Genomic DNA, 8541 nt, shown 5'->3' on the forward strand with positions numbered 1-8541 from the left:
ATATAGATTACAAGATGATTTGTTCTTGTAATGAAAAAGAATCGGTGGAGCGGTAGTTCAGTTGGTTAGAATACCTGCCTGTCACGCAGGGGGTCGCGGGTTCGAGTCCCGTCCGTTCCGCCACTTAAATATGAAAGGCCTGCTTATGCAGGCCTTTTTGCTATGGTTATTTCTCCACGCTAAACTTATTTAGCGTGATATGATAAGCATGATAACTAATATTTACGTTTTTATTCTCTGTTTGTCATTGAGTTTCTGCTATTTAATCCCTATAACAACCTGAAGCATCCGTTTTGTTGAGACGTAAATTCGAATTTGTCATTGCAAGGACTGCGTTTATAACCATAGGCTTTAACCGTGCGAAAAAAGAATTTTGCAATGAGGTACTCGGCTGGCTCGCCTGCAGAGCGTATTTTTCCCGGCATAATGGGGGAGCTAAGCCAAACTATAGCGCCATTACAGGCATTACCGACTAATGGTGCCTTAAGCGTTATGGTGTGGAATATCTTTAAGCAACAGCGAGCAAACTGGCTTAATGTGCTTAAAAAGCATGGTCTGGAAAGTCAACTGGTCTTATTGCAGGAAGCGCAGACAACGCCTGAGTTAATTAACTTTGCTACCTCTAACTATTTGGCAGCCGATCAGGTACCAGCCATTGTCATGCCTCAATACTCTTCAGGCGTTATGACGCTAGCTTCGGCTAACCCAATCTATTGTTGCCCTTTGCGCGAAAGAGAGCCCCTATTGCGGCTGTCTAAATCGGCTCTGGTGACGGTATATCCATTGGATGATGGACGACAGTTGATGGTAGCCAATATTCATGCGGTTAATTTCAGTATTGGTGTTGATATTTATCAACAGCAATTAAAACCTATTGGAGAACAGATTTTACAGCACAAAGGGCCGGTAATATTAGCCGGTGATTTTAATGCCTGGAGCAGACAGCGTCTGCATTCACTGTATCGGTTTTCTACGCTAACCGGATTACAAGAAGTACGTTTCTCAGATGACTGGCGGAAAAAAGCATTTGGCCGACCGCTGGATTTTATTTTTTATCGGGGATTAAAAGTGGAAGAGGCTTCTGTTTTAGTGACGCAGGCATCGGATCATAATCCGCTTTTGGTAAGATTCCACGCTAACCCATAACAGGCTAGCGTGGAGAGGCGACATTAAGGTTTATATAGTGTTAGCGTATTGCCTGGCTGGAGTCTGTTAGCTGTTACTTTGCTATTCCACTTCAATACATCATTAATATTTACATTGTGACGTTTGGCTATGCTGGCTAATGAATCACCTTTGCGAATGCGATAGGTGATACTGTGGTTATTGTTTTTGGCAATGCTGGTATTTTTGACGTTGCCAGACTTATTACCTGCACTATTGCTGGCCAATTGCAATGACAGACCTGCTTTCAGCTTGCTGTTTTTGCCAAGCTTATTCCTGCTTTGTATATCACTGGACTTAACATTATAGCGTTTAGCAATAGAAGCCAGCGTGTCTCCCGCACGCACGGTATATCTAACTGTTGATACGGACCTGCTATTGTTGTTTGCGATCTGCGTTTGTTGGGTCGCGATCTGGCTAATATATTCACCGGAAATGGGTAAGGTGATTACCTGACCAGCACTAACCTGAGCGGTTAGATTGTTTGCCTGGCGGATAGAATCCACAGTAATACCGTAACGTCTGGCCAATATCTCAATAGTTTCCCCGTTAACGACTTTATGTTCACCCCAGTTAACCAGATCAATATCACCATTGTTTAATGACTCTTCAAGCTGTTTGGCATTAGAAGCAGGTAACATAATGGCATGGGGGCCATCTGGTGAGGTGACATTATGCTTATAACCAGCATTATATGTTTGCAGCTTGGTTAATGGCACGCCTGACATTTTAGCGGCCTGGGCCAGTTCAATTTGCTGACCAACCTCAACGCGGGTTAAAGCGCGATCTAAATTACTGCTTGGTAGCGATAGAGCGTAGCGCTCGTTATGCTTAACCATATCGCTCAGTGCAAGTAACTTCGGCACATAGAGCTGGGTTTCACGCGGTAAATTCAATGACCAATAGTCGGTAGGTAATCCTTTGGCTTCATTTTCCTTTATGGCACGCATAACCCGACCTTCACCACAGTTATATGCGGCAATAGCCTGTAGCCAGTCACCCTCAAACATGATGTTCAGACGTTCTAACATATCCAGTGCGGCGGTTGTGGATTCTGCAACATCACGACGTCCGTCATACCATTTATCTTGTTTCAGACCATAATAACGGCCAGTGGTAGGAATAAATTGCCATATACCAGCAGCGCTGGCTGATGAGGTAGCATGAGGATTAAAAGCACTCTCTACAATAGGTAATAGCACCAGTTCCATCGGCAAATGACGATCTTTAATCTGGCTGATGATCCAGTACATATAGGGTTCGGCCCGTAATGTTACATTTTGGAGATAGTCCTTATTATTGAGGTAATACTCTTTTTGTTCACGGATACGCTCGTTATCCGGGATATCCATTTCCAGCCCTTCACTGACGACTTGCCACAGCTCTCTCTCTGTTTGACCATCAGGGCCCATTAGCCAGTCGAGATCGCCTGCAGCAGCGAGGCTATTGGCTGAAGGAGGGTTCTGATTGCTTGCGGATTGGGAAGCATCCTTATTGGAGGCCTGGCAACCGACAAGCAATACAGAAACAAATAAGATCGCTTTTGCCTTCATGAATATCAATATCATCGTTGATTAAAAGTCGACCGATAATACTTTGGCTGACTAAATAACTCAATCAAAAGCGTTAATAATTGTCTTTCATCTCTCTTAATTGCTTAAAAACTTGCCAGGGTTGTATAGTTGGATCATCCAGGCCTAACTTTCTTTTTAAATCAATCTGATGACATTTAAGAAATAAGTTAATTATTCTTTCAAATTTTAGCTCGGTTGGTACAGAAGGCTGACCTTTTGACCTTATACCCTCTATATGTTTCAAATATGTTTCTATTTCGATATTTTCTGGTAAAACATAATTTGCAAAACGTAAATTTGAAATTGTATATTCGTGAGCGCAGCACACTTTTGTCGTGTCGGGCAGGGTGGCTAATTTCTGTATTGATTGATACATTTGCTCAGCGGTACCTTCAAAAATTCGTCCACATCCGGCAGAGAAGAGTGTGTCTCCACAAAACAGATAAGGGGAACAATAGAATGCCACATGTCCGGCGGTATGACCGGGAACGTCGATGACGTTGAAAGTTATACCATTGATATCCACATTATCGCCTTCTTTTACAATAAACTGCGCCCCTTTATTCTGCGTTTCTTGTGGACCATAAACTTTTAGCTCAGGATAATGTCTAATCAAATCAGTGACACCGCCCGTATGGTCATTATGGTGATGGGTTAAAAGAATTGCCGTGGGTACTATTTGCTTTTGCTCTAACTGTTGGATAACCGGTAAAGCTTCGCCTGGATCGACAATAATACCCGTTTGTTCTTTAGTAGTTAGCAGCCAAATGTAATTGTCCTGAAAGGCGGGAATACTGATAAGATGCATAATGGTCCCCTGATGATTAGTTTCATATTATAGAAGAGATAATACGTCATGAGAGCTGCCCGAATAGAGAAGATTGTAACATCGCCAGCATCTTGGAATGATTTATCTTATGGTAATGCTTATCGTCGCGCGCTGGAACAACAGTTAGAACCCTGGTGGCCAAAACTATTTGGTCTTCATTTGCTGAAATTGGGAAATCTTAGCGCTGAAATTGATACCGGCAAATGCCAAGTTGCTCATCATGTTAACGCTTCAGAGTCAGGTAATAATATTCAGGTTTATGCGGATAGCCTGAATCTTCCTTTTTTAGATAAGTCTATAGATGCTTGCCTGCTGGCAGATACTCTGGCCTATTCAGAAGATCCACACCGTATTCTACGTGAAGTGGACAGAGTTTTAGTTGATGACGGTTGGCTAATCGTTAGTGGGTTTAATCCTTTTAGTCTGGTTGGTGTGGGTAAACTCATTCCGGTAGTAAGGAGAAAGCATCCTTATACCAGTAGAATGTTCACCAGAATGCGTATGATTGATTGGCTTAGTCTGCTTAATTATGAAGTGTTGCAACATACCAGTTTTCAGAACATGCCCTGGAATGGCTTGTGTGAAGGTTTTCTCAGTTCGCATATTCCCGCTTTTGGCTGTCAGACTTTGATTGTTGCCCGTAAACGAACCATTCCGTTAACCATGAATCCGCTTTTGGCTTTTAAAAAGCGGTTTCGAGTGCGGTCGGGGGCCGTAGGGGCGACTAAAAATATGCATAATGGTGATTAATCGTCAGGCCTGTTTATTATCAGGGGTGTAACCCTCATCCGTTAATGTTGGGTGTTCTGCCGCTGTACGAGCCAGTTGATCACAACGTTCATTTTCTTCGTGTCCGGCATGACCTTTAACCCAGTGCCATTCAACGTTGTGGTGGGTAATTGCCAGATCGAGTCGTTGCCATAAATCGACATTTTTAACCGGTTTTTTATCTGCGGTTTTCCAGCCGCGTTTTTTCCAGTTGTGGATCCAGCTCATGATCCCTTGCCGCACATATTGGCTATCTGTACTGAGCGAGACCTGGCAAGAAGCCGTCAGGGATTCTAACGCGGTAATTGCCGCTAATAGTTCCATACGGTTATTGGTGGTAAGGAAATATCCTGCACTAAGGGTTTTCTCATGCTGTTTATAGCGTAAAATAGCACCATAACCTCCCGATCCTGGATTTCCCAGACAAGAGCCATCGGTGAATATCTCTACCTGTTTAAGCATATCTGGTAGACTCGTCATTAAAGTTTAAAACGGTAAGTCTGACACAAAATGGAATCAATAAGCACTGAAATTACACGACAGATTGTTCTTGATACCGAAACCACCGGTATGAACATGGTCGGCGTGCACTATGAAGGTCACCGGATTATTGAAATCGGTGCGGTTGAAGTGATTAACCGTCGTTTGACTGGCAGACATTTTCATGTGTACATCAAACCTGATCGTCTGGTGGATCCGGAAGCCTATGGTGTTCACGGTATCAGCGATGAATTTCTGGCGGATAAGCCAACGTTTGCTGAAATCGCCGACGATTTCTTTGATTTTATCAATGGTGCCGAGCTGGTAATCCATAACGCATCGTTCGACGTTGGCTTTATGGATCATGAGTTTCGCATGTTGCGCAGCGATTATCCCAAAGTAGAGTCGTTTTGTACGGTGACTGACTCATTAATGATGGCCCGTAAGATGTTCCCGGGCAAGCGCAACAGTTTGGACGCACTCTGTAGCCGCCTGGATATAGATAATAGCCGCAGAACGCTGCACGGCGCTTTACTGGATGCCGAGATTCTGGCGGAAGTTTATCTGACCATGACCGGTGGGCAGACTTCTCTGTCATTTTCTATGGAGGGTGAAACGCAATCTCAGAGCCGGGGCGCAGAAATCCAACGCGTAGTGCGTGCAGAAAGCGCATTAAAAGTCATCTACGCCAGTGAAAAAGAAGTTGAAGCGCACGAGGCTCGTCTGGATCTGATCGGTAAGAAAGGCGGCGTTTGTCTTTGGCGTCCGGCGGCTGATGGCGAGACGGTAAATTAATCATTTTTAAGCACTTCGTTGAATTTATGTGCAGTTGAATCTGTTTTAGCAAAAATTCATTGACTCGTGACACTGGGAACCTTACTATCATCCCGCTTTCTTATGAAAGCAATGTGGAGCGGTAGTTCAGTTGGTTAGAATACCTGCCTGTCACGCAGGGGGTCGCGGGTTCGAGTCCCGTCCGTTCCGCCACTATTTAGGCCCATGTTATTAATTAACATGGGCTTTTTATTTTTGTGATTTTTGGGTATGCCATCCAGTATGCCATTGTTGTTTGGCTTTATTTGAAATCAATTAGTAGTAATCGGACAATTATTTCTTTTGAATATTGTTACAGTGCAGTCATCATTTCCGGATCTTTATCAATACATCATGTTCTGCGTGCATTGTGCATAAAAATGAACGTGCTCACCAAAAATAACAGACGCATCATGTAAGAAGATAATCGTGAAGGTGATTTGTAATGGAGGATAGGGAAGGAAGATGTCTTTCAATCTTCTGCCTATGTTTTAAAGCCATCCCCTTTCAGCAAATGATACCAGTTCTCCATGACCAACGACAAAATGGTCCAATAATTTTATTTCGACCAGCGATAAAATTTCTTTCAATTTATCAGTAAGTGCGCGATCTGCCTGGCTAGGTTCTGCAACCCCGGAGGGATGATTATGTGCAAGTATAACGGCAGCGGCATTGAACGTAAGCGATTCTTTAACAATCTCTCTGGGATACACTGATGCTTCACTAATGGTACCGATGGCTGTTATATCACTGGAGATAAGACGATGCTGATTATCCAGGTATAAAACCATAAATACTTCTTTTTCTAATCGTTCCAACTGTAAGCGCAGATAGTCTCTGGTCTGGGTTGATGAAGTAAAAGAGTAAGGCCTGACTTTTATCTGCTTTTCTAATAGTTGTAATGCCATATTGATGATGCGTTTTTCGCGTACTTTATCTTGCATAGTCGTACTCTCAATAATCGGTGGAAACAAAACAGTAAAAACAGGCTCAACCATTGCTGGTGAGCCTGTTTCTATTGGCTGAAGAGTTAAAGGTGTTGATATACAGGATTCATTTATTTTGAATTAGCATGGGATTTATCTCTGATTGAATAAAGATATCTCTGGCTATATTACCGACGATATTGGTAGAAACACTGTCAAACAGACCGCTAACCAAACCTCCTGCAAAGGGAATAAATTTAACCAGATTCACACTGCTTCGTTGCCCCAGTTGAGATAAGAAGCGGGTACTAACTGACAAGCTAATGTCATTAACCACTTCTGCTGAAAGCTTATTTAAAACAGTCCCGGTTACCTTAATACCAATCCCTTTCAGTATGTCTTTAGAAACATTTCCACATAGACATAAGTAAATGAACGTTTTGACTTTCTCATCTCTGGGATCGTGTCCTCCCATATACGCAATGGCTGCGGCCATTCTGACTTGAATAAATATAATGCTGGTAATATTGGCGGGAATAGCGACAGGCAGCGTTATCATCCCACCTAATCCAGTCAGAAAACCGCTGACTCCAGCCTTGGCGTTTTGCCAGCGAATAAGAGCATTAACATTATCGAGCAGATTATCACTTTCTGATAAGTAGGAATCAGCCAGTTCCTGAGCTGAATCTAAACCGGCCATACCGTTTAAGGCTTTGTCATAGGCCCAGTCCAATGCGTTTTGGATAGAGTGTGCTGAGTGGAGTCGGGATGCGAGAAGTGACATAAGGTATTTTCCTTAACATAAATTACGAAGGGTCGGATAGGGAAGGCCAAATAAGCGAAATGAAGCAATCTTGATTGGCAAATAAGCACACAGCACCATATTAGATGGTGTTGTCGTAGTGATGATTTATGTTTGAAAAAAATTGGTTCAGCATCTTGGTGAGATACGTATTTTCTTACTTTCTCTGCCCTATAATATGAATTAATTCCAGAGTGGAATAATGAATTAATAAATTAAATTTTAATAAAAACCATTAGTAAAATTGACTTTTTAACGTAATTAAATTGTCGGGTTGTTATTATAGTTATTATACATAGTCATATATTCCAACTCTATTTCATTCCATTATTTTAAATAGGGTATACGTTATGAATATCGAGATTTCTTTACCACAGGTAAGACAAGATACAAAAACTATTATTTCCAAGCTGGAGGAGCGCTATGGGGAATATAACCACGATTGGTTGGATAGCATAGAAAACGTTCTCGAAAAAGCCTTAAATGAACATCCCAGAACGCTGGCGATAAGAGTAGACCTGCATATTCCTGACGATACTTCAGCTTCGGTAGACCATGCCGTTATTTCCCGCTTTATTGACTCATTAAAAGCCAAGATTAAAGCTGACTTAAACAGGAAAAAGATGGAAGGAAAGCGGGTTCATCCCTGTTCATTGCGTTATGCGTGGGTGAGGGAGTTTGGTCCTAAAAACGGTAAGAAGCACTACCACGTGTTGTTACTGTTGAACAAAGATGCATATTATCGACTGGGTCCTTACAGCCAATACGGTTGTGCTTTAGCGTTGACTATTCGACAGGCCTGGATGAGTGCACTCGGAGTCAGTGGTGAACAACATCATTTTCTGGCACAGTTTCCTGAACGTCCCTGTTATTACCTGAATGCTAATAAGTTGATGGAAGATGGTGTTTATCAAGAGCTGATAGCTCGCATTAGTTATATGCTGAAAGGAAGAACGAAGCTGTATGGAGACGGGGAACGTAACTTTGGGTGTAGTCGATGAGACTGTAATTTAATTTTTTATCGCATTAACCTATCGTATGTAGGAGTAGCTGGTTTATGGGTCGTGACGCAGATTTAGTGGTAATGATTGATCGTCAGATACCATCCGATGATCTTATCGTGCATTTCTTCTGACTTTGAGAAGCAGATAGTCTTGCGGGTCAACCGTTTAAGATGGGTTCGCA

Annotated in this window: 10 protein-coding genes and 2 tRNA genes; 6 read left to right on the forward strand and 6 right to left on the reverse strand. The window is 42.5% G+C overall.

Annotation, left to right across the window (positions count from 1 at the left end):
- Positions 1–46 precede the first annotated feature (46 nt).
- Together LPW36_RS17055 and LPW36_RS17060 are read left to right on the forward strand one after the other, a co-directional pair.
- Positions 47–123: transfer RNA gene (locus LPW36_RS17055), tRNA-Asp, on the forward strand.
- A 234-nt stretch (positions 124–357) separates the two neighbouring features.
- Positions 358–1146, forward strand: coding sequence for an endonuclease/exonuclease/phosphatase family protein (locus tag LPW36_RS17060; RefSeq protein WP_230611747.1), 789 nt, complete (start codon positions 358–360; stop codon positions 1144–1146).
- A gap of 23 nt (positions 1147–1169) precedes the next feature.
- On the opposite strand, the gene mltD is transcribed toward LPW36_RS17060, so the two are convergent.
- Positions 1170–2717: a murein transglycosylase D gene (mltD, locus tag LPW36_RS17065; RefSeq protein ID WP_230611750.1), complete on the reverse strand. Its 1548-nt coding sequence runs from the start codon at positions 2715–2717 to the stop codon at positions 1170–1172.
- Between the two features lie 73 nt (positions 2718–2790).
- Positions 2791–3546: a hydroxyacylglutathione hydrolase gene (gene gloB, locus LPW36_RS17070; protein ID WP_230611752.1), complete on the reverse strand. Its 756-nt coding sequence runs from the start codon at positions 3544–3546 to the stop codon at positions 2791–2793.
- A 48-nt stretch (positions 3547–3594) separates the two neighbouring features.
- Here gloB and LPW36_RS17075 point away from each other — a divergent pair, with 48 nt between their 5' ends.
- On the forward strand, positions 3595–4317 hold the full coding sequence (locus tag LPW36_RS17075; RefSeq protein ID WP_230611755.1) for a class I SAM-dependent methyltransferase: 723 nt from the start codon (positions 3595–3597) through the stop codon (positions 4315–4317).
- Positions 4318–4320: 3 nt separating this feature from the next.
- Here LPW36_RS17075 and rnhA read toward each other — a convergent pair whose 3' ends face one another.
- Positions 4321–4797, reverse strand: a complete 477-nt coding sequence (rnhA, locus tag LPW36_RS17080; protein WP_230611757.1) for a ribonuclease HI — start codon at positions 4795–4797, stop codon at positions 4321–4323.
- Between the two features lie 48 nt (positions 4798–4845).
- On the opposite strand from rnhA, the gene dnaQ reads away from it, so the two are divergent.
- Positions 4846–5610 carry a DNA polymerase III subunit epsilon gene (gene dnaQ / locus LPW36_RS17085; RefSeq protein ID WP_230611760.1) on the forward strand — a complete coding sequence of 255 codons (765 nt, stop codon included), beginning with the start codon at positions 4846–4848 and terminating at the stop codon, positions 5608–5610.
- A gap of 115 nt (positions 5611–5725) precedes the next feature.
- Positions 5726–5802: transfer RNA gene (locus LPW36_RS17090), tRNA-Asp, on the forward strand.
- Positions 5803–6119: 317 nt separating this feature from the next.
- Here the strand turns inward: LPW36_RS17090 and radC are convergent.
- Complete coding sequence (radC, locus tag LPW36_RS17095) at positions 6120–6572, reverse strand: RadC family protein (protein WP_230611765.1); 453 nt, start codon at positions 6570–6572, stop codon at positions 6120–6122.
- Positions 6573–6681: 109 nt separating this feature from the next.
- Entirely contained in the window at positions 6682–7338 is a 657-nt protein-coding gene (locus LPW36_RS17100) for an EcsC family protein (RefSeq protein WP_230611762.1), read from the reverse strand.
- Positions 7339–7706: 368 nt separating this feature from the next.
- Here LPW36_RS17100 and LPW36_RS17105 point away from each other — a divergent pair, with 368 nt between their 5' ends.
- Positions 7707–8357, forward strand: coding sequence for an inovirus Gp2 family protein (locus tag LPW36_RS17105; protein WP_230611764.1), 651 nt, complete (start codon positions 7707–7709; stop codon positions 8355–8357).
- Between the two features lie 74 nt (positions 8358–8431).
- Here the strand turns inward: LPW36_RS17105 and LPW36_RS17110 are convergent.
- The coding region (locus LPW36_RS17110) for an IS1 family transposase (RefSeq protein ID WP_230608631.1) at positions 8432–8541 on the reverse strand (110 nt) is incomplete at its 5' end.

Origin of the sequence: Limnobaculum eriocheiris, from assembly GCF_021010575.1 — a bacterium.
Taxonomy (GTDB): Bacteria; Pseudomonadota; Gammaproteobacteria; order Enterobacterales; family Enterobacteriaceae; genus Limnobaculum; species Limnobaculum eriocheiris.

What these genes read in the sequence shown, in the direction of transcription:
- mltD (WP_230611750.1), bottom strand. Translation starts at nt 2,717, where the DNA reads ATGAAGGCAAAAGCGATCTTATTTGTTTCTGTATTGCTTGTCGGTTGC.
- gloB (WP_230611752.1), bottom strand. Translation starts at nt 3,546, where the DNA reads ATGCATCTTATCAGTATTCCCGCCTTTCAGGACAATTACATTTGGCTG.
- LPW36_RS17075 (WP_230611755.1), top strand. Translation starts at nt 3,595, where the DNA reads ATGAGAGCTGCCCGAATAGAGAAGATTGTAACATCGCCAGCATCTTGG.
- rnhA (WP_230611757.1), bottom strand. Translation starts at nt 4,797, where the DNA reads ATGCTTAAACAGGTAGAGATATTCACCGATGGCTCTTGTCTGGGAAAT.
- dnaQ (WP_230611760.1), top strand. Translation starts at nt 4,846, where the DNA reads ATGGAATCAATAAGCACTGAAATTACACGACAGATTGTTCTTGATACC.
- radC (WP_230611765.1), bottom strand. Translation starts at nt 6,572, where the DNA reads ATGCAAGATAAAGTACGCGAAAAACGCATCATCAATATGGCATTACAA.
- LPW36_RS17100 (WP_230611762.1), bottom strand. Translation starts at nt 7,338, where the DNA reads ATGTCACTTCTCGCATCCCGACTCCACTCAGCACACTCTATCCAAAAC.
- LPW36_RS17105 (WP_230611764.1), top strand. Translation starts at nt 7,707, where the DNA reads ATGAATATCGAGATTTCTTTACCACAGGTAAGACAAGATACAAAAACT.